General features: G+C 73.1%; 19 protein-coding genes and 1 pseudogene. 12 read left to right on the top strand and 8 right to left on the bottom strand.

The window, feature by feature from the left end:
• Positions 1-4: 4 nt before the first annotated feature.
• Positions 5-319 (bottom strand): annotated as a pseudogene (locus tag MKK55_RS29410) (BrnA antitoxin family protein).
• A 391-nt stretch (positions 320-710) separates the two neighbouring features.
• Here MKK55_RS29410 and MKK55_RS26495 point away from each other — a divergent pair.
• Genes MKK55_RS26495 through MKK55_RS26505 form a run of 3 tightly spaced genes read left to right on the top strand, consistent with a single transcriptional unit; the run spans position 711 to position 4,091 of the window.
• Positions 711-1,415, top strand: coding sequence for a cysteine hydrolase family protein (locus MKK55_RS26495; RefSeq protein WP_243938544.1), 705 nt, complete (start codon positions 711-713; stop codon positions 1,413-1,415).
• Positions 1,412-2,506 carry a ring-opening amidohydrolase gene (locus tag MKK55_RS26500; RefSeq protein ID WP_243938546.1) on the top strand — a complete coding sequence of 365 codons (1,095 nt, stop codon included), beginning with the start codon at positions 1,412-1,414 and terminating at the stop codon, positions 2,504-2,506. Before MKK55_RS26495 ends, MKK55_RS26500 begins: the two co-directional genes overlap by 4 nt.
• Positions 2,507-2,516: 10 nt before the next feature.
• Entirely contained in the window at positions 2,517-4,091 is a 1,575-nt protein-coding gene (locus MKK55_RS26505; protein WP_147859850.1) for an ABC transporter ATP-binding protein, read from the top strand.
• Between the two features lie 26 nt (positions 4,092-4,117).
• Here the strand turns inward: MKK55_RS26505 and MKK55_RS26510 are convergent, their stop codons facing one another.
• Both MKK55_RS26510 and MKK55_RS26515 read right to left on the bottom strand, forming a co-directional pair.
• A complete protein-coding gene (locus MKK55_RS26510; protein WP_243938548.1) occupies positions 4,118-5,695 on the bottom strand; it encodes a DHA2 family efflux MFS transporter permease subunit in 1,578 nt (525 codons plus the stop codon).
• On the bottom strand, positions 5,692-6,762 hold the full coding sequence (locus MKK55_RS26515) for an HlyD family secretion protein (RefSeq protein WP_243938550.1): 1,071 nt from the start codon (positions 6,760-6,762) through the stop codon (positions 5,692-5,694). The genes MKK55_RS26510 and MKK55_RS26515 overlap by 4 nt, the downstream gene beginning before the upstream one ends.
• Positions 6,763-6,928: 166 nt before the next feature.
• Between MKK55_RS26515 and MKK55_RS26520 the strand changes: the two genes are divergently transcribed.
• From MKK55_RS26520 to MKK55_RS26540, 5 genes are all read left to right on the top strand, one after another.
• A complete protein-coding gene (locus tag MKK55_RS26520) occupies positions 6,929-7,621 on the top strand; it encodes a TetR/AcrR family transcriptional regulator (protein WP_147859852.1) in 693 nt (230 codons plus the stop codon).
• Positions 7,622-7,774: 153 nt separating this feature from the next.
• Positions 7,775-8,011, top strand: a complete 237-nt coding sequence (locus MKK55_RS26525; RefSeq protein WP_147726800.1) for a hypothetical protein — start codon at positions 7,775-7,777, stop codon at positions 8,009-8,011.
• 70 nt (positions 8,012-8,081) lie between these two features.
• Positions 8,082-8,984, top strand: coding sequence for a LysR family transcriptional regulator (locus tag MKK55_RS26530; RefSeq protein ID WP_243938552.1), 903 nt, complete (start codon positions 8,082-8,084; stop codon positions 8,982-8,984).
• Positions 8,985-9,148: 164 nt separating this feature from the next.
• Complete coding sequence (locus MKK55_RS26535; protein ID WP_243938554.1) at positions 9,149-10,126, top strand: HWE histidine kinase domain-containing protein; 978 nt, start codon at positions 9,149-9,151, stop codon at positions 10,124-10,126.
• Positions 10,127-10,273: 147 nt separating this feature from the next.
• Complete coding sequence (locus tag MKK55_RS26540) at positions 10,274-13,456, top strand: PAS domain S-box protein (protein WP_243938569.1); 3,183 nt, start codon at positions 10,274-10,276, stop codon at positions 13,454-13,456.
• A gap of 143 nt (positions 13,457-13,599) precedes the next feature.
• Here the strand turns inward: MKK55_RS26540 and MKK55_RS26545 are convergent, their stop codons facing one another.
• The gene (locus MKK55_RS26545; protein ID WP_147726794.1) at positions 13,600-13,995 is read right to left on the bottom strand and encodes a hypothetical protein; all 396 of its coding nucleotides are present in this window, start codon (positions 13,993-13,995) and stop codon (positions 13,600-13,602) included.
• Positions 13,996-14,335: 340 nt separating this feature from the next.
• On the opposite strand from MKK55_RS26545, the gene MKK55_RS26550 reads away from it, so the two are divergent.
• Entirely contained in the window at positions 14,336-16,756 is a 2,421-nt protein-coding gene (locus tag MKK55_RS26550; RefSeq protein WP_243938557.1) for a PAS domain S-box protein, read from the top strand.
• A 105-nt stretch (positions 16,757-16,861) separates the two neighbouring features.
• Complete coding sequence (locus MKK55_RS26555; RefSeq protein ID WP_243938559.1) at positions 16,862-18,061, top strand: FAD-dependent monooxygenase; 1,200 nt, start codon at positions 16,862-16,864, stop codon at positions 18,059-18,061.
• Positions 18,062-18,142: 81 nt separating this feature from the next.
• Here MKK55_RS26555 and MKK55_RS26560 read toward each other — a convergent pair whose 3' ends face one another.
• The 3 genes from MKK55_RS26560 to MKK55_RS26570 all read right to left on the bottom strand — a co-directional run bounded on the left by MKK55_RS26560 (position 18,143) and on the right by MKK55_RS26570 (position 20,232).
• A complete protein-coding gene (locus MKK55_RS26560) occupies positions 18,143-19,036 on the bottom strand; it encodes a LysR family transcriptional regulator (protein WP_243938561.1) in 894 nt (297 codons plus the stop codon).
• Positions 19,018-19,254, bottom strand: coding sequence for a hypothetical protein (locus MKK55_RS26565; protein ID WP_243938563.1), 237 nt, complete (start codon positions 19,252-19,254; stop codon positions 19,018-19,020). The genes MKK55_RS26560 and MKK55_RS26565 overlap by 19 nt, the downstream gene beginning before the upstream one ends.
• 99 nt (positions 19,255-19,353) lie before the next feature.
• On the bottom strand, positions 19,354-20,232 hold the full coding sequence (locus tag MKK55_RS26570) for an SDR family oxidoreductase (protein WP_243938565.1): 879 nt from the start codon (positions 20,230-20,232) through the stop codon (positions 19,354-19,356).
• A gap of 108 nt (positions 20,233-20,340) precedes the next feature.
• Here MKK55_RS26570 and MKK55_RS26575 point away from each other — a divergent pair, with 108 nt between their 5' ends.
• Positions 20,341-20,757, top strand: a complete 417-nt coding sequence (locus MKK55_RS26575) for a winged helix-turn-helix transcriptional regulator (RefSeq protein ID WP_147843237.1) — start codon at positions 20,341-20,343, stop codon at positions 20,755-20,757.
• A 546-nt stretch (positions 20,758-21,303) separates the two neighbouring features.
• On the opposite strand, the gene MKK55_RS26580 is transcribed toward MKK55_RS26575, so the two are convergent.
• Positions 21,304-22,146 (bottom strand): LysR family transcriptional regulator, encoded by an 843-nt coding sequence (locus MKK55_RS26580; RefSeq protein ID WP_243938567.1) that lies wholly within the window; start codon positions 22,144-22,146, stop codon positions 21,304-21,306.
• 192 nt (positions 22,147-22,338) lie between these two features.
• Here MKK55_RS26580 and MKK55_RS26585 point away from each other — a divergent pair.
• On the top strand, positions 22,339-22,674 hold a 336-nt coding region (locus MKK55_RS26585), incomplete at its 3' end, for a 2Fe-2S iron-sulfur cluster-binding protein (protein WP_243938571.1).

Consider the following 22,674-nt stretch of genomic DNA (forward strand, 5'->3'; position numbering starts at 1 on the left):
GGCCTCAGCCCTTCCTCAACGCCGCCAGCATCTCGCGGCGCAGGATCGCGTTGATGCGGGTCTGGTAGCCGCGCCCGGGCGCCCGCAGCCAGGCCAGCACGTCGGCATCGATCCGCACCGTCGTCGAGGTCTTGACCGGGCGGTAGAACGGGTTGCGCACGGCGTTCTGCTAGAACGCCTCCGTCAGGGTCGGGATGTCGCTGTGGTCGATCTCCGCGTCCGGCTTCGCCGCAAGGGCCTCCGGCTCCGCCGTCTGCGCCTCGCTCAGCGTCGGCGGATTGGCGAGGTCGATCTCGTAGCTGACCAGCTTCGTGTTCATAGCGTCGCCTTTCCGAACGATCGGCCTTGCGGGCGGAGATGATGCGGATGACCTCGATCTCCCCGCCGGCCTCGGTCGTCTCGCGAATCGTATCAGCTAGGAAATCCGTCGGCGATTTGGCCGCCAGGCGTTCTCCCTCCCCCCTCTGCGGGGGAGGGTACCCTGCGGAGCAGGGGGGGAGAGGGGAGCGCCGTATCCGGAGAGGTCGCTCCCCTCTCCCGACCCTCGCTGACGCGAGGCCCACCCTCCCCCGCAGAGGGGGGAGGGAAGAGCGCGTGCGGCGAAGGGCAATACTCGTCCCGCGCTCGTTCGCGGCATTCCGAATCGAGCGCACGTCACGACGATCTCCGTCAGCGGACATTCGTTCGTCAAGCCGACAGGGCGAGGCCGCATGAGCACGACGTCCTCGCCCACCGGCATTGTCGCCGCCGAGCCCTACCCGTGGCCCTACGACGGCGACCTGCGGCCGGGGAACACGGCGCTCGTCATCATCGACATGCAGATCGATTTCTGCGGCGACGGCGGCTACGTCGACGCGATGGGCTACGACCTGTCGCTGACCCGCGCGCCGATCGCGCCGATCGCCCGCCTGCTCGCCGCGATGCGCGGGGCCGGCTACACGATCATCCACACCCGCGAGGGCCACCGGCCCGACCTCTCCGACCTGCCGGAGAACAAGCGCTGGCGCTCGCGCCGGATCGGCGCCGGCATCGGCGACCCCGGGCCCTGCGGCAAGATCCTGGTCCGCGGCGAGCCCGGCTGGGAGATCATCCCGGAGCTCGCGCCGCTCCCCGGCGAGGTGGTGATCGACAAGCCCGGCAAGGGCTCGTTCTGCGCCACCGACCTCGAGCTGATCCTGCGCACCCGCGGCATCCGCAACCTCGTGCTCACCGGCATCACCACCGATGTCTGCGTCTCCACCACCATGCGGGAGGCCAACGACCGCGGCTTCGAATGCGTGGTGCTGGGCGACGCCTGCGGCGCCACCGATCCGGAGAACCACGCGGCGGCGCTTCGCATGGTGACGATGCAGGGCGGGGTGTTCGGCGCGGTCTCCGACACCGACGCCGTCATCGCCGCGCTCGCCGCCGCATGAGCACCCGCCGCGCCGTCGTCCACCGCATCGCCACCGCCGCCCCGGACGACGTCTCCGGCCTGGAACGCGCGATCGCGGAGGGCCGGATCGTGCCGGGCGCGATCGTCGCGATCTTCGGCAAGACCGAGGGCAACGGCCTGGTCAACGACTGGACCCGGGGGCTCGCCGCCCGCGCCCTGCGCGACCTGCTGGGTCGGCACGCCGGCCCGGAGGCCGCCGAGCGGGTCTGCCTCGTCATGTCGGGCGGGACCGAGGGCGGCCTGTCCCCGCACGTCACCGTGTTCGAGGTGCGCGAGGCCGACGAGGCCGCCGTGCCCGGCGCGCTCGCCATCGGCCACGCCCACACCGCCGACCTCCGGCCCGAGCAGGTCGGGCGCCTGGCCCAGGTCGCGTCGGTGGCCGACGGCGTGCGCGCGGCGATGCGCGCGGCCGGGATCGTCGATCCGGACGAGGTGCACTTCGTCCAGGTGAAGTGCCCGCTCCTCACCTCGGAGCGGATCGCCGCGGCGCGCGGCCGCGACGCGGACTGCGCCACCGCCGACACGCTGAAATCCATGGGCCTCTCGCGCGCGGCCGCCTCCCTCGGCATCGCCGCGGCGCTCGGCGAGGTCGGCGCGCTGGAGGAGGCCGCGATCGGCCGGGACTTTTCGCTCGCCTCGTCGCGCGCCTCGGCCTCGGCCGGGATCGAGCTGATGGGCCACGAGATCGTGGTGCTCGGGCGCGGCGCCGGCTGGTCCGGCCCGCTGCGGATCGACCACGCCACCATGGCCGACGCCCTGGACGTCGAGCCCGTGCGGGCCGCCCTCGCCCGCCTCGGCCTCGGCACCGCCGGACAGCTGGCGCCGGCGCAGCGCGCGCGGCTGGTCGCGCTGCTCGCCAAGGCCGAGGCCCCGTCCGACGGGCGCCTACGCGGGCTTCGCACCACCATGCTCACCGATTCCGACCACGCCGCGACGCGGCACGCCCGCGGCTTCGTCGGCGGGGTGCTCGCCGGCCTCGTCGGCCATGCCGAGCTCTACGTCTCGGGCGGCGCCGAGCATCAGGGGCCGGATGGCGGCGGCCCCGTCGCGATCATCGCCGAAGCGCCGTGAGAGGCCGCCCATGACGTCGTCACCGCTCGCGTCTCCTCCCTCGGCCCCGGCCCCGGGCCCCCCCCGCGCCATCGGCGTCGAGACCGTCGGCATGACGAAGCGCTTCGGCGCCTTCGCCGCCCTCGACGACGTGTCGATGAAGATCGCGGCCGGCGGCTTCCACGCGCTGCTCGGCGAGAACGGCGCCGGCAAGTCCACGCTGGTGAAGTGCGTGATGGGGTTCTACGCCCCGAGCGCCGGCACGGTGCTGGTCGACGGCCGCGAGGCCGAGATCACCAACCCGAAGGGCGCGCAGGCGCGCGGCCTCGGCATGGTCTACCAGCACTTCACGCTGGTGCCCTCGCTCACGGGGGCGGAGAACCTCGTCATCAGCCGCGCCGACGCGCCCTCGGTGATCGCCTGGGGCCGGGAGCGGGCGCGGCTGTCCGCCTTCATGGCCGGCATGCCGTTCCGGCTGAACCTCGACCGGCCGGTGGCGGAGCTGGCGGCGGGCGAGAAGCAGAAGCTCGAGATCGTCAAGCAGCTCTACCTCGAGGCGCGGTTCCTGATCCTCGACGAGCCGACCTCGGTGCTGACGCCGGGCGAGGCCGAGGAGGTGCTGGGGCTGCTCCGCGCGATGGCCGACCGCGGCGACCTCACCGTGCTGATGATCAGCCACAAGTTCCGCGAGGTCGAGACCTTCGCCCGAAGCCTGAGCGTGCTCCGGCGCGGTCGGCTCGTGGGCGGCGGCGCGGTCGGCGCGCTGTCCCGCGACGACATGGCGGCGATGATGATGGGCGAGCGCAAGGTGCGCGTGCCGGCCGCCCGCCTCGGCGAGCCCGACGAAGCCCGCGAGATCCTGCGCATCGCGGGCGTGACCGCCACCGACGCCTCGGGCCTGCGCCACATCGCCGTCGACGCGCTCAGCGTTCGCGCCCGCGAGATCGTCGGCATCGCCGGCGTCTCGGGCAACGGGCAGAAGGAGCTTGCCGACGTCCTCGGCGGCCAGGTCCGCGCCACCGGCGGCCGGGTGGTGGTGGCCGGCGCGCCCTATGCCGGCACGCGGGCCGAGAGCCGCGCGCGAAAGGTGCGGTTCATCCCGGAGGAGCCGCTGCGCAACGCCTGCGCGCCGCGGATGTCGGTGGTCGAGAACCTGGGCTTTCGCGCCTTCGACCGGCGCGGCGACGACCCGACGGGCAAGCCGACCTTCTGGCTCGACCGGGGGGCGATGGCCCGGCGCGGGCGCGACCTGATCGAGCGGTTCAAGGTGAAGACCGCCTCGTCCGAGGCGCCGATCGCCACCCTGTCCGGCGGCAACGTGCAGCGGGCGGTGCTCGCCCGCGAGCTGACCGACCCGGTCGACCTCCTGATCGTCGTCAACCCGTGCTTCGGCCTCGACTTCTCGGCGGTCTCCGAGATCCGCAACCGGATCGTGGCCGCGCGCAACGCCGGCGCCGCGGTGCTGCTGATCAGCGAGGACCTCGACGAGATCCTGGAGCTGTCCGACCGCATCGTGGTGATGTCGGAGGGCCGCCTCGTCTACGAGACGCAGGCCGCCACCGCCGAGGTGGCGACGATCGGCCGTCACATGGCCGGGCACCACTGAGACGGACGATCGTCGCAGGCGCGGGCTCAGAGGGCCTCGACCGGCCCCGAGGCGCGCTGCGGCTTCCTCAGGATCGCGACGACGCCGAGGCTCAGCACGAGGCTGACGCCGACGAGCCAGAACCCGTCGGCATAGGCCATCACCTCGGCCTCGCGCCGGACCTGGGCCGCCAGCATGCCGAGGGCGGCGCCCTTCGCGGCCGCGGCGTCGGCGACGTGCCCGTGCAGGCCGGCGGCCATGGCCGCGAGGCGCTCCTGGGTGCGCGTGGCGTTGACGGTGATCGCCTCGGCCAGCACCGAGAAGTGCATGTGCTCGCGCCGGTCGATCATCGTCGAGAGCATCGCGATGCCGATCGAGCCACCGAGGTTGCGCATCATGTTCGACAGCGCCGAGGCGTCCGCCGTGTCGCGGGGGGCGAGGCCCGCCGTCGAGAGCTGCGACAGCGGGATGGTGAACAGCGGCTGGCCGACGGCGCGCAGGAGCTGCGGCAGGATCAGCTGGTCCGCGCCGACGTCGTGGGTCAGCCCGACGTTGATCCAGCAGCTCGCGATGAAGAAAAGCGTGCCGGTCACCACCAGCAGCCGGGCGTCGAAGGTGCGCATGATCAGCGGCATCATCGGGAACAGCAGCAGCTGCGGCAGCCCGGACCACATCACGACGTAGCCGATCTGCTGGGCGTCGTAGCCCTGGATCTGCGCGCAGTAGAGCGGGATGATGTAGATCGAGCCGAACGAGACCGCGCCGAGCACCGTCATCAGCACGCACGATCCGCCGACCGAGCGGTTGGCGAGCACCCGCAGGTTGATGAAGGGGCGCTCGGCCATGAGCTCGCGGACGATGAAGCCGGCGATGCCGGCCACCGCGAGCCAGCTCGCCTGGACGATGACGGGCGAGCCGAACCAGTCCTTCCGCTGGCCCTCCTCCAGCACGTAGGTCAGCGCCGGTAGGCCGGTCGCCATCAGGCCGATGCCGATCCAGTCGCCCTTCAGGAGCTCGGCCCAGCGCGCCGGCACGCTGTCGAAGGCGCCGAGCTGGATCGCGGCGGCGAGCGGGCCGAAGATCAGGTTCAGGTAGAAGATGTAGTGCCAGGACAGGTTGTCGGTGAGCCAGCCGCCCACCGTCGGGCCGATCGCCGGCGCGAAGGTGGCGGTCAGCCCGAACATCGCGATGCCGATCGGCTGCTGGCTCCTCGACAGGCGCGTGCGCACGATGACGATCGCGGTCGGGATCAGCACGCCGCCGGTGAAGCCCTGGCCGGCCCGGAACAGGATCATCTGCGAGAGCGAGGTCGAGAGCGCGCAGGCGAGCGAGAAGGCGGTGAACAGCATCGTGTTCACCGACAGGTACCGGCGCAGGCCGATCACCGAGGAGAGCCAGCCGGTGAGGGGGATCACGATGATCTCGGCCATCAGGTAGGCGGTCGAGATCCAGCTGCCCTCCTCGGTGGAGGCGCCGAGCGCGCCCTGGATGTCGGAGAGCGAGGCGTTGGTGATCTGGATGTCGAGGATGGCGGTGAACGCGCCGAGGATCGCGCCGAACACCGCGAGCCAGTCGCGCGCGCTGGCCTTGGCCTCGGGCCCGCGCATCGCCGCGGCGGCGCTCATCGGGGCAGGGCCTCGCTGACGAGGGCGGCGCCGGGCCGGGCGCGGCGTGCGGCCGGCGCGACCGGGTCCGCCAGGTGCACCGTGGCCTCGACCGACAGGCCGGCGCGCAGGCGCGCGAGCCGCGGGTCGGACGCGTCGATCGCGACCCGCACCGGCACGCGCTGGACGACCTTGGTGAAGTTGCCGGTGGCGTTCTCGGGCGGCAGCAGGGCGAACTGCGCCCCGGTGCCGGGCGAGAAGCTCTCGATCCGGCCCTCGAACGCGCGGTCGCCCAGCGCATCGACGGTGAAGGTGACGTGCTGTCCCTCGACCATCTCCCCGGTCTGCGTCTCCTTGAAGTTCGCCACGAGGTAGATGTCGCGGCCGGTCGGCACGATCGTGAGCAGCCCGGTGCCGGCCGAGACGAACTGCCCGACGCGCAGGGCCCGGTCGCCGACCGTGCCGGCGGCGGGCGCGGCGATGGTCGTGTAGCTGAGGTTGAGCTGCGCCTGCTCGACCTTGGCCCGCGCCCCGTCCAGGCTCGCGCGGGCGCTCGCCTCCAGCGCCGTCAGGCTCTCCACCTGCTTGCGAGCGGCGTCCAGCGAGGCGACGGACTTGTCGTGCGCCGCCCGCTTCTGCCTCAGGTCGGCATCGGCCTGCTGCTGGCGCTGGGCGGTGCCCGAGCCGGTCTGCAGCAGGTTCTGGTAGCGGGCGTATTCCTTGGTGGCGAAATCGAGGGCCGCATCGGTGTTCTCGACCTCGGCCTTCGCGGACTGCACCTGCGCTTGCTGCTGGAGGATGGCGGCGGCGGTGCCGAGCAGCTGGGCGCGGTTCTTCTCGACCTCGGCCTGGGCCTGCTTCAACGCGATCCGATACTCGCGGTCGTCGAGCCGCGCGATCGCGTCGCCGACCTGCACGGCCTGGTTGTCGCCGACCAGCACCGCGGCGACGTGGCCGGCGATGCGGGGGGCGACCGTCACCTTGTCGGCCTGCAGGTAGGCGTCCTCGGTCGTCTCGAGGAACCGGCCGACGGTCCACCAGTGCCAGCCGTAGCTGCCGCCCCCGCCGAGCGCGGCCAGGACGAGCAACGGAAGGATCAGCCGCGCGGGACGGCGCTTGCGCGCGGGTGCAGGAACGACGGGGACGGGCGCAGGATCGTCGGTGGATCGTGGTTGCATCGCGGCTGGCCAACAATAAAACGATACGGTATCGTTGTAATACGGTCGGCGGTTCGGGCTGACAAGGAGGAAGTTCATGACGCAGGTCGCGGCCGACGATGCGGAGGCGCAGCCCCGGCGCGGCGGCGGACGGCCGACCCGCGCGGAAGCCGCGCGGCGCGAGGCGCGCATCGTCGAGGTCGCCACCCGCCTGTTCATGGAGCGCGGCTTCGACGCGACCTCGATCGACGCGGTCGCGGAGGCGGCCGGCGTCAGCAAGCCGACGCTGTATTCGCGCTATCGCGACAAGCGCGCGCTGTTCGAGGCGGTGCTCGACGAGCGCATCCGCGAATGGCTGGCCCCGCTCTCGGCCGCGGCCGAGACGCAGGCCCTCGAGGCCAACCCGCGGGACGCCGCGACCGTGCTGGACGAGCTCAGCCGCAACCTCCTCGCCCGTGCCCATGCGCCGGGCGCCGCCGCGCTCACCCGCTGCATCGCCGCGCAGGCGATGCAGTTCCCCGATCTGGCGCGGCTCGCCTACGAGGAAGGCTGGATGCGCGGCGTGCGCGCGGTCGGCCGCCTCCTCACGGTGATGGCCGCGCGGGGGCAGATCGCGGTCGACGACGCGGAGATCGCCGCCGACCTGTTCCTCAACCTCGTCCTCGGCCGCAGCGCGAAGCAGGCGCTCTACGGCATCGCGGTCGACCCGGAAGCGCAGGAGAAGCGCCGCCGCGCCGCGGTGGCCCTGTTCCTCGCCGGCTGCCGCCCCCTCGCACCCGAGCGCAGGTGAAGCCGGCGGGCTGGAGAAGAAAGCAGGCTTGCCAAAAAAGTCGAACGTCTTGTTCGAAACTATTCGGGTTTTCGGATCAGCAAGACGGGCCCATCTTCGCTTCATCGGACGGCGGCCACCGGGTCGCCTCGCCTCAGATCGATGGAGCCCCCCATGTCCAGCATCCTCAAGGTTTCGGTTCTCGCCCTCTCCCTGGCGGCCGCCCTGCCCGCCGCCGCGGTCGCGCAGAGCTACACCGCGCCGGCCGGCATCCCCACCGAGACCGCGCCCGGCACGGTCTCCGGCCGCCCCGTCGAGCGCGGCGTCGGCCAGGCCGCGCCGAGCGCCTACGATGCGATGGTCACCGGCTCGGTCGGCCGCATCCAGGCGCACAAGCCCGCCCGCCGCTGACCCGGCGGCGCCGACCTTGCTTGCCGGATCGCCGGGGCCGGACGCGCCCCGATCGTTCGAGGATCCCGGCATGCGCGGCCCCGGAACACCGACGCTGGACCAGCTCGGGGTCTTCCTCGCGGTGGTCGAGGCCGGGAGCTTCGCCGCGGCGGGCCGTCGCCTCAACCGGGCCACCTCGGTGATCAGCTACGCGGTGGCCAATCTCGAGCAGCAGCTCGGCCTGCCGCTGTTCGACCGCGACGCGACGCGACGGCCGCAATTGACCGAGGCCGGGCGCGCGGTGCTGGCGGAGGCGCGCATCGTCGCCCACGGCGTCGACGCCCTGCGCGCCAAGGTCGGCGGATTGCTGAGCGGGCTCGAGGCGGAGGTCAGCCTCGTCGTCACCCTGCTGATGCCGGGGCCGCGGCTCGTCGATGCGCTCAAGGCGTTCCAGGCGCGGTTTCCCTCGGTGGCCCTGCGCCTGAACGTCGAGGCGCTCGGCGCGGTGCAGCAGCACGTGATCGACGGCCGGGCGGCGATCGGCATCGGGGTCGAGCTCTGGCAGCGGGAGACCGACCCGCTCGAGCTGGTGTCCGTCGGCGAGGTCGAGATGGTGGCGGTCGCCGCGCCCTCCCATCCCCTGGCCGCCGCCGACGGGTCGGTGTCGGGCCTGGCGCGCGAGCACGTGCAGCTGGTGATCTCCGACCGCTCTCCCCTGTCGGAAGGCCAGGAATTCGGGGTGATCGCGCCGCGGACCTGGCGGCTCTCCGACATGAGCTCCAAGCACACGCTGCTGCTGGCCGGGATCGGCTGGGGCAGCATGCCCGCGCACCTGGCGCGCGCCGACCTCGAGGCGGGGCGCCTCGTGGCGCTGAAGCTGCCGGAGGCGACGCGCCGCCTGCTCCCGCTCACCGCGATCCACCGCACCGACCGCCCGCCCGGCCCGGCTGGGCGCTGGCTCATCCGCCGCTTCGTGGAGCAGGCCGAAGGCTGAGCGCCGCCCTCCGGGCGGCGCTCGCGTCTTCTTGATGCCACGCGACGGTCCCCGCCCGGGCCGGCGCGCCCGGATTCGGAGCAAAGGCGCCCCCGGTGAGTTCCCTCGCGTGGGGGCGGCACCGCGCCGTCCGCGCGGGTCGGGGTTCGGTTTCGGAAGGACGGATGGCTCAGGACACGGATCCCACCGGTGACGGGTGGACGCTCGCCAGCTTCACCGCCGCGATCCACCGGGGCGGCGTCGGCCTGTGGGCCTGGTCGCCGGAGCGGCGGCTCGCCCAGCTCGACGGCCTCTGCCGCGCGTTCTGGGACACGACCGAGCCGGTGGTGGGCATCGACGCGCTGTTCGCGAAAGTGAACGCCGAGGACCGCCCGGGCATGATGCGGGACTGGGCGGCGAGCGCCACCGATCCGCAGGCCTACAGCTTCGACTTCCGCATCGGCGACGGCGCCGACGCCCGCTGGATCTCGGCGCGCGGCGTCGGCGGCGAGGCCGGCCGGGTCGGGGAGTGGGTCCAGGCCATCTTCCTCGACATCACCGACCGCAAGCGGGCGGAGGATGCCGAGCGGCTGCTGACCGCCGAGCTGGCGCACCGCGTCTCGAACATGTTCACGGTTGCCCGCGCGCTCACCGCCATCGTCGCCCGCGAGGCCACGTCGACGCCGCACTTCGCCGAGGACCTGTCGCAGCGCTTCGGGGTGCTGCACGAGGCGACCGCCCTGGCGACGCGGTCGAACCGGGCCGACCGGGGCGACGTGCGGCTGCGGGACCTCGCCGAGCGCATCCTGGCGCCGTACCTGAACGGCGCCAACATCGCCGTGGACATCCCGGACGCGGCGGTGGCGCCGCCCGACAAGGTCAACGACTACGCGATGATCGTCCACGAGCTCGCTACCAACTCCGCCAAGTACGGGGCGCTGGCCGGCGGCGGCACGCTCAGGCTGGTCGGTCGCGTCGCCGACCGCGCGCTGACGCTGGACTGGACCGAGGGCGGCGCGCCGTCCGGGATGCCCAAGGCCGACGGGACCGGGTTCGGGTCCCGCCTGCTCAAGCAGACCATCGAGCGCAGCCTGGCGGGGCGGTTCGACCGTACCATCGACGCGGCCGGGCTGCGGTTCCGGATGGTCGTGCCGACCCGATGACCGGCCGCGCCCGCCTTCGGGGCGGATCGATGCCGTTCCCGGTCGCCGATCCGAGACGCGCGCGCACCAGCCCGACCCGAATCGCGGTTCAGACCCCATGGCGCTCCTGCTAGACGGCCCGGCGTGACCACAGCACCGCACCAGCCCATGCCGGCCGAGACCGAGGCGAGCCGCGTCCGCCGCGAGACCCACCGCATCCTCTCCGAGATCGCCGGCGGGGCGGACGTCACCGATCCGTTCGCGGCCGCGGTGCGGGCCACGCGCATGCCGATGATCGTCACGGACCCGCGCCAGCCCGACAACCCGATCCTCTTCGTCAACGCGGCCTTCAGCCGCCTGACCGGCTATGCCTCCGAGGAGATCATCGGGCGGAACTGCCGCTTCCTCCAGGGGCCCGACACCGACCGAGACGACGTCGCCCGGGTGCGCGCGGCGATCGCCGCCCGGCAGCCGATCGAGGTCGCGCTCCTCAACTACCGCAAGGACGGCACGACCTTCTGGAACCAGCTTCTGCTGGCCCCGGTGAAGGACGCCGCCGGCGAGGTCGCGTACTTCTTCGCCAGCCAGTACGACGTCACCGCCGACGTGCTGCAGCTCGCGGCTCTGCGTGGCGAGAACGCCGCCCTGTCGGCGGCCCGCGCCACCGACGCCGAGCGCCTGCAGTTCAGCGAGATGGCGCTGCGGCTGGCGACCGAGGCGGCCGAGATCGGCACCTTCGACCTCGACGTGGCCGCCGACGCGCTGACCCTGTCCGAGCGCACCCGCGAGCTGTTCGGCCTCGCCCCGGACGCCGCGTGCGATCGCGCGACGCTTCGCGACGGCCTCCACCCGGACGACCGGGAGGCGGTGCTGGCGGCGCTCGCCGCCGCCCTCGATCCGGAGCGGCGCGCGCCGTTCGAGGCCGAGTTCCGCGTGGTCTCCAAGGCCGACGGCACGGTGCGATGGGTGTCGGCCAAGGGGCGCGGCCTGTTCGACGGCCGGGGCCGGGCCTTCCGGGCGCTCGGGACGATGGTCGACGCCACCGGCCGCCGCGAGACCGAGGAGCGCTACACGGCGCTGTTCGAGGCGGTCGACGACGGCTTCTGCATCATCGAGTTCATCGACGGGCCGCACGGTCCGGCGAGCGACTACGTCCACATCGTCGCCAACCAGGGCTACGAGCGCCAGACCGGGATCGCCGGCATCGTCGGGCGGACCCTGCGCGACCTCGCGCCGGACGAGGCCGAGGGCTGGCTCGCGCTCTACGGCGGCGTCCTGCGCACGGGGGAGTCGATCCGGTTCGAGCGCGCGTTCCCGCGCGCGGGCCGCCACATCGAGGTCTCGGCCGCCCGGATCGAGCCGGCGAGCCGGCGCCAGGTCTCGGTGCTGTTCCGGGACGTCACCGGCCGCCGGCGCGCGGAGGCGGACCTCCAGGCCAGCGAGGCGCAGTTCCGGGCCTTCGCCGAGGCCGTGCCGAACCAGGTCTGGGGCGCCCGCCCGGACGGCACGCTGCATTGGTTCAACGGCCAGGCCTACGCCTATACCGGCGCGGCGCCGGGGGCGCTGAACGCGGCCGCGACCTGGTCCGACCTGATCCATCCCGACGACCTGCCGGCGGCGCGCGCCGGTTGGGACCGCTCGGTCGCCACGGGCGAGCCCTACGAGGTCGAGTTCCGCATCCGCGGCGGCGGCGGCTACCGCTGGTTCCTGGCGCGGGCGCAGCCGGTGCGGGACGCCGCCGGCGCTCTGACCCAGTGGGTCGGCACCCACACCGACATCGACGAGCGGCGGCGCCAGGCCGAGGAGCTCGAGCGGCAGGTCGCCGCCCGCACCGCGGAGCGCGACATGATCTGGAAGGCGTCGTCCGACCTGCTCTGCGTCGCGAACTTCGAAGGCCGCTTCGTCAGCCTCAACCCGGCCTGGGCCGCGACGCTCGGCTGGACCGAGGCCGAGATGAAGGCCGGCCCGTTCCTGGACCTGGTCCACCCCGACGACCGGGCCGTCACCGAGGCGGCCGCGGCCGGCCTGGCGCGGGGCGACGCCCAGCTGTCGTTCGAGAACCGCTACCGCCATCGCGACGGCGGCTGGCGCTGGCTCTCCTGGAACGCGGTCCCGAACGGCGGCCTGATCTACGCCACCGTGCGCGACGTCAGCGCCGCCAAGGCCCAGGCCGAGGCGCTGGCGCGGACCGAGGAGGCGCTGCGCCAGTCGCAGAAGATGGAAGCGGTCGGGCAGCTCACCGGCGGCCTCGCGCACGACTTCAACAACATGCTCGCGGGCATCGTCGGCTCCCTGGAGCTGATGCAGACCCGCATGCTCCAGGGCCGGATGGGCGAGCTCGACCGCTACATCGGCGCCGCGCAAGGGGCGGCACGCCGCGCCGCCGCCCTGACCCACCGCCTGCTCGCCTTCTCCCGCCGGCAGACCCTGGCCCCCAAGCCGACGGACGTGAACCGTCTAGTCGAGGGCATGGAGGATCTGGTGCGCCGCACCGTCGGGCCCGGCGTGTCGGTCGAGGTGGTCGGCGCCGCCGGGCTCTGGCCGACCCTGGTCGACCCGAGCCAGCTCGAGAACGCCCTGCTCAACCTCTGCATCAACGCCCGCGACGCGATGCCGGAGGGCGGCCGCATCGTGGTCGAGACCAGCAACCGCTGGCTCGACCGGCGCGCCGCCCGCGAGCGCGACCTCGAGCCGGGGCAGTACGTCGCGCTCTGCGTCTCCGACAACGGCACCGGCATGGCGCCGGACGTGGCGGCGAAGGCGTTCGACCCGTTCTTCACGACCAAGCCGATGGGCGAGGGCACGGGGCTCGGCCTGAGCATGATCTACGGCTTCGCCAAGCAGTCGGGCGGGCAGGTGCGGATCTACTCCGAGCCCGGCAAGGGCACGATGGTCTGCATCTACCTGCCCCGCCACCTCGGCGAGGCCGAGGCGGTCGAGGCGGTGCCCGACCTGTCGGACGCCGCGCGGGCCAAGCTCGGCGAGACGGTGCTGGTGGTCGACGACGAGCCGACGGTGCGGATGCTCGTGACCGAGGTGCTGGAGGATCTGGGCTACGCGGCGATCGAGGCGGCGGACGGCGCCTCCGGCCTCAAGGTGCTGCAGTCGGACGTGCGCATCGACCTGCTGGTGACCGATGTCGGGCTGCCCGGCGGGATGAACGGGCGGCAGATGGCCGACGCGGCGAAGACCGCGCGGCCCGGCCTCAAGGTGCTGTTCATCACCGGCTACGCGGAGAACGCCGCGCTCAACCACGGCCACCTCGCGCCCGGCATGGAGGTGCTGGTGAAGCCCTTCGCCCTGGAGGCGCTCGCGACCCGCATCCGCGGCCTGATCGAGGGGCAGGCCTGAACGAACGCGGTCCGCTGCGGCGCTCCGCGCGTCCCGGAGGTGCGCGAACCGTTCAACGGAAAAAGGGCGCCCGACGGTGAGTCGGGCGCCCTTCGTCGAGGACACGTCGCGTCGCGGGCGCAACGGCGCCCGCGACCGGCGCCTCAGTAGCCGTAGCCGTAGGCCGGGTAGCCGTAGCCGTAGGCGGGGGCGTATCCGTAGGCCGGCGCGTAGCCATAGCCGCCGTAGTAGCCCACCGGGCGGCCGTAGCCGTAACCGCCGTAGCCACCGTAGCCGCCGTAGGAATTCGCCACGATCGCGCCGGCTGCGAGGCCGGCGATGCCGAGGCCGATCGCGGCGCCCGGGCCGATGCCGCGGCGATAGCCGTAGCCGCGTCCGTATCCGCCGCGGAAGCCGACGCCGCGATAGCCGTAGCCGCCGTGACCGAAGCCGCCGTGGCCGTAGCCGCCGCCGTAACCCCAGCCGCGGGCCTCGGCGGGGGCCGATGCCAGCATGCCGAGCCCGAGCAGTGCGGTGGAAGCGAGTGCGAGCTTGCGCATCCAAGATCTCCTGTCTGGGTGAGTATGGCTCTTAAAACGACCTCGGCCGCACCGCGTTCCAACATCGGTGGTGGTTCGACATGTCACAGTGTCGTTGAACCAGCGTACCGGTGAAGGCTCCGGCCTCGCGCGGGAGCGCGGGAGCGCGGGAGCGCGAGTTCCGGCCCGGTGCCGGGGTCCCGGCCGGGATCTTGCTCCGCCATCCGCGTTGACCGGAGGCGACCGCGTGGAGCATGAAGGCCCGTCGGCGCCGCGGGCACCCGCATGGGAGCTTCCGTCGCCGAAAGCCGTTCTCGGACGGGCATGATGGTGGCGACCATGCCCCATGGAAACGGACGGCATGGACGACGAGATCGAGCGGCTGCGCAGCGAGAACCGGAGGCTCGAGGCCGAGGTCGCGCGCCTGCGCGAGCGGAACGCGTCGCATGTCAGGCTCCCGGATTCCAGCCAGCGCACGTCCGGGGCGGATGTCGACCTGCTGTTCACGGCGGCGGAGAAGACCCGCATGCCGCAGATCGTCACCGACCCGAACCTGCCGGACAACCCGATCGTGTTCGCCAACCGGGCGTTCCAGGCCCTGTGCGGCTACTCGGCCGACGAGCTGATCGGCCGCAACTGCCGCTTCCTGCAGGGGCCGGACACCGATCCGGCGGACATCGCCAAGGTGCGCGACGCCATCGCCGCGCGCCGCGACGTGGTCGTCGAGATCCTGAACTACCGCCGCGACGGGTCCACCTTCCGCAACGAGCTCTACGTCAGCCCGGTCTTCACCGCCGAGGGCCACCTGCGCTACTTCTTCGCCAGCCAGCTCGACGTCACCCGGTTCCGGACCGAGGAGGGCATGCTCGCCGAGAGCGAAGCGCGCTACCGCACCCTGTTCAATGCCCTCGACGCCGGCTTCTGCGTCATCGAGCTCCGGTTCGACGCCGACAGCCGCGCGGTCGACTACCGCTTCGTCGAGGCGAATCCGGCCTTCTCGCGCCATACCGGCCTCGACGACGTGGTCGGCAAGTGGGTGAGCGAGGTGGTGCCCGACCTCGAGCGCAGCTGGCTCGACACCTACGGGCAGGTCGCGATGACGGGCCGGGCCGTCCGCTTCGAGAGCGGCGTCGTCACGCTCGGGCGCTGGTTCGAGGTCCAGGCCCTGCGCATCGGCGATCCGGTGCAGCACCGGGTCGCCCTGCTGTTCAACGACGTCACCGACCGGCAGAAGGCCGAGAGCGTGCTGCGCGACACCGCCCGCGACCGGACCACGGAGCGCGACCTGGTGTGGCGGGCGAGCCGCGACCTCCTCGTGGTCTGCGGCTTCGACGGCCTCTACCGCTCGGTCAACCCGGCCTGGCACGAGATGCTGGGCTGGTCGGCCTTCGATCTCGTGCGCACGTCCTTCAGCGACTACGTCCACCCCGAGGACAGGGCGGCCGCGACCGCGGCGTTCGAGCTGCTGCGGGAAGGCCAGGTCCTCGACAGCCTCGACGTGCGCATGCTCACGGCGGACGGCGACTTCCGCTGGGTGTCGTGGAACGCCATCCCGCAGGAGGACCACTTCTACGCCGCCGGCCGCGACGTCACCGAGCGCCGCGCCCTGGAGGAGCAGCTCCGGCAGTCGCAGAAGCTGGAAGCGGTCGGCCAGCTCACCGGCGGCGTCGCGCACGACTTCAACAACCTGCTGACGGTGATCCGGTCCTCGACCGACCTGCTCAAGCGCCCCGACCTGCCGGAGGAGCGCCGGCAGCGCTACATCGGCGCGATCTCCGACACCGTCACCCGCGCCGCCAAGCTCACCGGCCAGCTCCTCGCCTTCGCCCGGCGCCAATCCCTGACCCCGGAGGTGTTCGACGTCGGCCGCAGCGTCGCCTCGGTCGCCGACATGGTCGGCACGCTCACCGGCGCCCGCATCCGGGTCGTCACAGACGTGGCCGCGAACCGGGACGGTCGCGGGAACGAGGTGCCCTACCTGATCGACGCCGATCCGAGCCAGTTCGACACGGCCCTGGTGAACATGGCCATCAACGCGCGCGACGCCATGGACGGCGAGGGCCGCCTCGACATCGGCGTGCGCCGCGCCTCGGCGATCCCGGCGGTGCGGGCCCATCCCCGCATCCCCGGCGACTTCGTCGCCGTCTCGGTCCGCGACACCGGGACCGGCATCGCGGCGGCCGATCTCGATCGGATCTTCGAGCCGTTCTACACCACCAAGGGCGTCGGCCAGGGCACCGGGCTCGGCCTGTCGCAGGTGTTCGGCTTCGCCAAGCAGTCGGGCGGCGAGGTGCTGGTCGAGAGCACGCTCGGCCGGGGCACCACCTTCACGCTTTACCTGCCCCGCGAGGTCGGGCGGTCCGTGGCGATCGAGGAGGACGGCGAGCCCGAGCCCCTCGCCGACGGGCACGGCACCCGCGTCCTCGTGGTCGAGGACAACCAGGAGGTCGGCTCCTTCGCCACCCAGGCCCTGCGCGAGCTCGGCTACGAGACCGTGTGGGCGATGAGCGCCGAGGAGGCCCTCGCCGTCCTGTCCGCGTCGCCGCGCTTCGACGTGGTGTTCTCCGACGTGGTGATGCCCGGGATGAACGGCATCGACATGGCGCGGGAGATCCGCCACCGCCACACCGGCCTGCCGGTCGTCCTCGCCTCCGGCTACAGCCACGTGCTCGCCGAGCAGGGCACCCACGGCTTCCCGCTCCTGAAGAAGCCGTACTCGGTCGAGGACCTGTCCCGCACCCTGCGCCGGGCGGTCACCCGGGCGGCCTCGCCGGGGGCCTGACGCGCGCGCCCCGCCCCCTCGATCACGGCGCTCGCGCAGATCCTGCCGCGCGGCGTGGCCGCGACCGGCTCCGCGCGGGCCGGATCACCCGGAGACCCGTCCCGCATGCCCCGTCGCATCCTCATCACCGGCGCGAGCGTCGCCGGAAACACCGCGGCCTGGTGGCTCGGCCGCCACGGCTTCGACGTCACCGTCGTCGAGCGGGCGCCGGGCTTCCGCGACGGCGGCCAGAACGTCGACGTCCGCGGGGTCGGGCGCGAGGTCCTGCGCCGCATGGGCCTGGAGCAGGCGGCGCTCGCCCGGGGCACCGGCGAGCAGGGCACCGCCTGGGTCGACGGGCGGGGCCGGGCGGTCGCGGCCTTCACGATGGATGCCAGCCTCGGCGACGGCCCCACCGCCGAGATGGAGATCCTGCGCGGCGACCTCGCGCGGCTCCTCTACGAGCCGGCCCGGGAGCGCGCGACCTACCGCTTCGGGGATCGCGTGACCCGGATCGACGACGGGGCGGAGGCCGCGACGGTGACCTTCGCCTCCGGGGCGAGCGAGCGCTACGACGCCGTCCTCGTCGCCGAGGGCGTCGGCTCGACGACGCGCGAGCTCGTGTTCCCCGGCGAGGCCGACCCGCGCTGGATGGATCTCGCCATCGCCTACTTCACCATCCCGCGGACCGCGGACGACGACCGGATGTGGCGGTGGTTCAACGCGCCCGGCGGCCGCGGCATCTCCCTGCGCCCCGACCAGCACGGCACCACCCGCGCGATGCTCACGCTGCGGCAGCCGCCGGGCGGCGAGCAGGATTGGGGCGCCGACCGGCAGAAGGCCTACCTGCGGCAGCGCTTCTCCGATGCGGGCTGGCAGGCGGCGCGCGTCCTTTCCGGGATGGAGGCCACCGCGGACTTCTACTTCGACGTCCTGCGCCAAGTGCGGATGCGGCGCTGGTCCAGCGGCCGCGTGGCGGTGACCGGCGACGCGGCCTGGTGCGCCACGCCGCTCGCCGGCATCGGCACGACGCTGGCCGTCACCGGCGCCTACGTCCTCGCCGCCGAGCTCGCCCGCGGCGACGACGTCGCCGCGGCCTTCGCCGCCTACGAGCGCGCCATGCGCCCGATGGTCGAGGACGGGCAGGGCGTGCCCAAGATCGCGCCGAAGCTGATGAACCCGAACAGCCGGCTCGGCATCAGCCTGCTCCACCGCGTGCTGCGCATCGCCAGCCGGCCGGGCCTCCGCCGCCTGGCCTCGAAGCTGTCCACCGGCCGCGCCAAGGAGCCGGACCTGACCGGCTATCCCGATCCCGCCGGCGCCTGACGCGGGCCGGATCGGGCGCTCACGCACGCGTGGCCACGGCGTGCGCGGCCCCGGCCCCCCCCGGCGCGGATCCCGCATCGGTCAGCCTCGGTAGCGCAGGGCCTCGATCAGCACCGCGAGCGCCGCCGCGGGCTGCCTGCGGCTCGGATAGTACAGGTGGTAGCCCGGGAAGGGCGGGCTCCAATCCTTCAGCACCCAGGTCAGCGCCGCGCTGTCGAGATGGGGCTGCACCTGATCCTGCGGCAGGTAGGCGATGCCGAACCCGTCCAGGGCGGCGCGCAGGATCATGCTCACCGTGTTGAACACGACCTGCCCGTCCACGCGAACCCGGACCTCGCGCCCGTCGGCCGCGAACTCCCAGGCGTACAGGCCGCCATGGGTCGGCAGGCGCAGGTTGATGCAGGCGTGGCCGGTCAGGTCCTGCGGCGTCCGCGGCGCAGGCCGGCGCGCGAGGTAGGCCGGCGCGGCGACCGCCGCCATGCGCATGTCCGGCCCGATCGGGACGGAGACCATGTCCTTGGCCACCACCTCGCCGAGCCGCACCCCGACGTCGAAGCGCCCGGCGACGATGTCGGTCAGGGCGAAGTCGGTGACCAGCTCCACCTGGATGTCCGGGTACCCGGGCAGCACCCTCCGCAGCGCCGGCCACAGCACCGCCGCGACCGCGTGCTCGTCGGCGTTGATCCGCACGGTGCCGGCCGGCGTCTCGCGCAGGTCCGTCACCGCGACCAGGCCGGCCTCGATCTCCGCGAGCCGGGGCCCGACGGACCGGATCAGCCGCTCGCCCGCCTCGGTCGGCGCGACGCTGCGCGTGGTGCGCGTCAGCAGCCTCAGGCCCAAACGCGCCTCGAGCCCGCGGATGGTCTGGCTGAGCGCGGGCTGCGACAGGCCGAGCTGCGCCGCCGCCCGGGTGAAGCTCCGCGCGCGCGCGACCGCGACGAAGGCGAGCAGGTCGTTCAGGTTCTCCCGCGCCATTCATGAAGTCCGGCGCATCGCCGCGTGCGCATTCCGGCATCTAACGCCCGTCCGGCGCGCGGCCAGCGTGGGCCGGAGGTCCCGCCGACGAGCCCGACGGTGGCGATCGCGCGTGCCGGCGCGACGCCGCCCGGCTCGGCCCCGATCGTCGCGCCGCTTTCCTCTGCGAGCTGCTCGGCCACGGTCACCGACCGACCCATCTCGACGAAGGTCGGCATGCCGGAGGGTTCCTGTTCGTGGCCCGGCGTCGGGGCAAGCGCGAGGCGCGGCGGATGCCGGACCCTGCGACGTGCGCGGGCCGGGCTCGCGCTCGGGGCTCAGTGCTCGCCGGCGGCCACGGTCTCGCGCATCGGTTTCGTGGGTCGGCCGATCAGCCTGCTCAGGTCGCGGCCGTCCTCGAACAGCGCACCCTCCGCCACGACGGAGTCGGAGGCGGCGACGAAGGCCGCCAGGTCCTTCGGCAGGCCGGCCTTCAGCAGGACGCCCTCGTACTCGGCCTCGGGCAGGTTCCTGTAGACCACCGGCCGGCCCGACACCTTCGCGACCTCGGCTGCGAACTCCTCCAGCGTGTAGGCGTCGTCGCCCGCCAGCTCGTAGATGCGGCCGTTCTCCACCTCGGCGGCCGTCAGCACGGCCGCGGCCGCGTCGGCGTAGTCGGCCCGCGCCGCGGACGAGATCCGCCCCTGGCCCGCGCTGCCGAAGAGGGTGCCGTGCTCGAGCGCCATCGGGATCGAGGCGGCGTAGTTCTCCGTGTACCAGCCGTTGCGCAGGATGACGAAGGGCACGCCGGATGCCGCGAGGACGAGCTCCGTCCGCCGATGCTCGTCGGTGAGCTTGGGCGGGGACGTGTCGGCGTGCAGGACGCTGGTGTAGGCGATGCGGCGGACGCCCGCCCGCTTGGCCGCCTCGATGACGTTCCGATGCTGGTCCACGCGCTTGCCGAACTCGTTGGAGGAGATGAGCAGCAGGCGCTCGATGCCCGCGAAGGCTCGGTCCAGGGTGTCGGTCCTCTCGTAGTCGACCTGCCGCACCTCGACGTCGAGGGCCCGGAGCGCCTTGGCGCCGTCGTCGTCGGAGTTGCGCAGGCCGCCCACGATCCGGGAGGCCGGCACGCTGCGCAGCAGGGCCTCGACGACGAGGCGCCCGAGGCGCCCGGATGCGCCGGTGATGCCGATGCGGGGATGAGCAGAGGTCATGGGCGCAGTCCACATGGTTCGGTTGCGATACATGCTTCCTATTCGAGACCTCGGCGGCGCATAAGGAGGCAGTATTTTGGGACAGGGTAACCTCGCGGGAACCGGGCGATGAGCCAGCAGGCGGAACTGGTGCGGCGGTTCGCGGAGTGGCAGGCCACGGCCGTCGATCCTTCGCTCTGCCCGGTGCGCGACGTGCTGGATCGCCTCGGCGACAAGTGGACGACGCTGGTGCTGCTCGTGCTGGCCGGCGGCCCGCGGAGGTTCAGCGCCCTCGGCCGGGCCGTGCCCGACATCTCGAAGCGCATGCTGACCCAGACGCTGCGCGAGCTGGAACGCGACGGCTTCGTCACCCGGCACGTCTTCCCGACCAAGCCGCCCAGCGTGGAGTATCGCCTCGACGCGCTCGGGCATTCGATGCTGGAGCCGCTGGCGGCGCTCGTCGCCTGGGCGGAACGCAACCACGCGGCCGTCGCCGCGGCCCGGACCCGCTACGCGGCCTCGGAGGCGGCCGGGCACCGGCCGTGATCGGGCCGACGCCGGGATCTCGGTGCGCGCCGAACCCGGGCGACGCGAGACGCTTCGGTGCCGGGCGTGATCCTTTGCGACGGCGCCTCGGATCCCGGGGCCCCCCGAAGGCCGAGGTCGGCATCGCGCCGCCGGAAGCGACGTGCGGCGGCTCGGCCGGCGTCGCGGAACCCGGGGTCGAGCGACAGGCCGCCGCCGACGAACAGCGTCGTCCCCGTCACACAATCCGTATCGCGACGATGGCGCCCCGCTTCGGGCCGGCCGTCCGCCGCGCGGCTGCGCACGGAAACGGCGCAAGGCCCCGCGCCTGCAGGGACTTGCCCGGTGGGATTCACGTCGATCACCGCGTTTTAGTCATCCGGCGACAGGTCCGCGACCGCCCCATCCTTCCGGATGCCCGCGTTCGACCCCAGGACGTCGACCCGTCCGAACGCCGCCGCCGCGCGAACCGCGCGCGGGCTGCCGGCCGGCTCACGCGGACGGCGCCGGCTTTCCGACGCCGGGATATCGCAGGGCGTCCACCAGCACGGCGAAGGCCGGCGGGGCCTAGCGGCGGCTCGGATAGTACAGGTGGTAGCCGGCGAAGGGCGCGCACCAGTCGGCGAGCACCCGCACGAGCCGGCCCGCGGCGATGTCCGCCCGGACGAGGTCGTCGGGCATGCAGGCGACGCCGAGCCCGGCCAGGGCCGCCGTCCTGGCCAGGAACACGCTGCTGAACGCGAGGGGGCCGTCCACCCGGACCCTCAGCTCGCGGCCGCCCTTCTCGAACTCCCAGGCGTAGCGGCCGCCGTAGCTGGCAAGATGCAGGTTGATGCAGGCGTGGGCGGTCAGGTCCTGGGGCGCGCGCGGTCGTGGGCGCGCCGCGAAATAGGCGGGCGTCGCGACCACGGCCATGCGCAGGGCGGGCCCGATCCGGACCGCGATCATGTCCTTCTCGACCTGATCCCCCATGCGGATTCCCGCGTCGAAGCGCTCGGAGACGATGTCGGTCAGGGCGTTCTCGGTGATCACGTCGACGGTGATATCCGGGTAGGCCGGCAGGAGCCGTTCCAGCGCCGGCCACAGGATGGAGGCGGCCGCGTGCTCGCCGGACGTGATCCGGATGGTCCCGGCCGGCTTGTCGCGCAGCGCGGTGAGTGCGGACAGGTCGGCCGCGATGCCGTCCAGTTGCGGCCCCACGATCCGCAGCAGGCGTTCGCCGGCCTCGGTCGGCACGACGGCGCGGGTGGTTCGCGCCAGGAGGCGGACGCCGAGGCGCTCTTCCAGCGCCCGGACGGCGCGGCTCAGCACCGGTTGCGTCACGCCGGACCGGGCGGCGGCCCGGGTGAAGCTGCCCGCCCGCGCCACCGCCGCGAAGGCGACGAGGTCGTTCAGGTTCTCCCGCAGCATTCATAACCCCAGGGCATGGCCTCAAGTGGAACCTAGTGCCTAATCGCGGCGCTCGGCAGCCCCTAGATCTCCTGCATGGCCCGGGACGGCGGCCCGACCGAGCCGTCGCCGTCCCGGTCGGGCGACCCCCACCGACGGTGCGGAGACATCATGCAGCCCGTGCGCGAGCCTGGATTGAACCGGAGAGACCTGATGCCAGGAACCACCGCCTGCGCGGCCATGGCGTCGATGCCGCCGGTCGCGAGAGCCGATCCCGGGCCCGGCGACCGCCCTGTCCTGGCGCGGGTGTGGTTCACGATCAACGGCCAGCGGCGCGAGCTCGAGCTCGACACCCGCACCAGCCTGCTCGATGCGGCGCGCGAGCATCTGCACCTGACCGGCTCGAAAAAGGGCTGCGACCACGGCCAGTGTGGCGCCTGCACGATGATCGTCGACGGGCGGCGCATCAACGCCTGCCTGACGCTCGCCGTGATGCACCAGGGCGCCGAGATCACCACCATCGAGGGGCTGGGCCGGCCCGACAACCTG

The organism is Methylobacterium sp. J-059, from assembly GCF_022829485.1.
GTDB lineage: Bacteria > Pseudomonadota > Alphaproteobacteria > Rhizobiales > Beijerinckiaceae > Methylobacterium.

Excerpts from the sequence above, each read along its gene's own strand:
- MKK55_RS26495 (WP_243938544.1), top strand. The coding sequence starts at position 711 with ATGAGCACGACGTCCTCGCCCACCGGCATTGTCGCCGCCGAGCCCTAC.
- MKK55_RS26500 (WP_243938546.1), top strand. The coding sequence starts at position 1,412 with ATGAGCACCCGCCGCGCCGTCGTCCACCGCATCGCCACCGCCGCCCCG.
- MKK55_RS26505 (WP_147859850.1), top strand. The coding sequence starts at position 2,517 with ATGACGTCGTCACCGCTCGCGTCTCCTCCCTCGGCCCCGGCCCCGGGC.
- MKK55_RS26510 (WP_243938548.1), bottom strand. The coding sequence starts at position 5,695 with ATGAGCGCCGCCGCGGCGATGCGCGGGCCCGAGGCCAAGGCCAGCGCG.
- MKK55_RS26520 (WP_147859852.1), top strand. The coding sequence starts at position 6,929 with ATGACGCAGGTCGCGGCCGACGATGCGGAGGCGCAGCCCCGGCGCGGC.
- MKK55_RS26525 (WP_147726800.1), top strand. The coding sequence starts at position 7,775 with ATGTCCAGCATCCTCAAGGTTTCGGTTCTCGCCCTCTCCCTGGCGGCC.
- MKK55_RS26530 (WP_243938552.1), top strand. The coding sequence starts at position 8,082 with ATGCGCGGCCCCGGAACACCGACGCTGGACCAGCTCGGGGTCTTCCTC.
- MKK55_RS26535 (WP_243938554.1), top strand. The coding sequence starts at position 9,149 with ATGGCTCAGGACACGGATCCCACCGGTGACGGGTGGACGCTCGCCAGC.
- MKK55_RS26540 (WP_243938569.1), top strand. The coding sequence starts at position 10,274 with ATGCCGGCCGAGACCGAGGCGAGCCGCGTCCGCCGCGAGACCCACCGC.
- MKK55_RS26545 (WP_147726794.1), bottom strand. The coding sequence starts at position 13,995 with ATGCGCAAGCTCGCACTCGCTTCCACCGCACTGCTCGGGCTCGGCATG.
- MKK55_RS26550 (WP_243938557.1), top strand. The coding sequence starts at position 14,336 with ATGGACGACGAGATCGAGCGGCTGCGCAGCGAGAACCGGAGGCTCGAG.
- MKK55_RS26555 (WP_243938559.1), top strand. The coding sequence starts at position 16,862 with ATGCCCCGTCGCATCCTCATCACCGGCGCGAGCGTCGCCGGAAACACC.
- MKK55_RS26560 (WP_243938561.1), bottom strand. The coding sequence starts at position 19,036 with ATGGCGCGGGAGAACCTGAACGACCTGCTCGCCTTCGTCGCGGTCGCG.
- MKK55_RS26565 (WP_243938563.1), bottom strand. The coding sequence starts at position 19,254 with ATGCCGACCTTCGTCGAGATGGGTCGGTCGGTGACCGTGGCCGAGCAG.
- MKK55_RS26570 (WP_243938565.1), bottom strand. The coding sequence starts at position 20,232 with ATGACCTCTGCTCATCCCCGCATCGGCATCACCGGCGCATCCGGGCGC.
- MKK55_RS26575 (WP_147843237.1), top strand. The coding sequence starts at position 20,341 with ATGAGCCAGCAGGCGGAACTGGTGCGGCGGTTCGCGGAGTGGCAGGCC.
- MKK55_RS26580 (WP_243938567.1), bottom strand. The coding sequence starts at position 22,146 with ATGCTGCGGGAGAACCTGAACGACCTCGTCGCCTTCGCGGCGGTGGCG.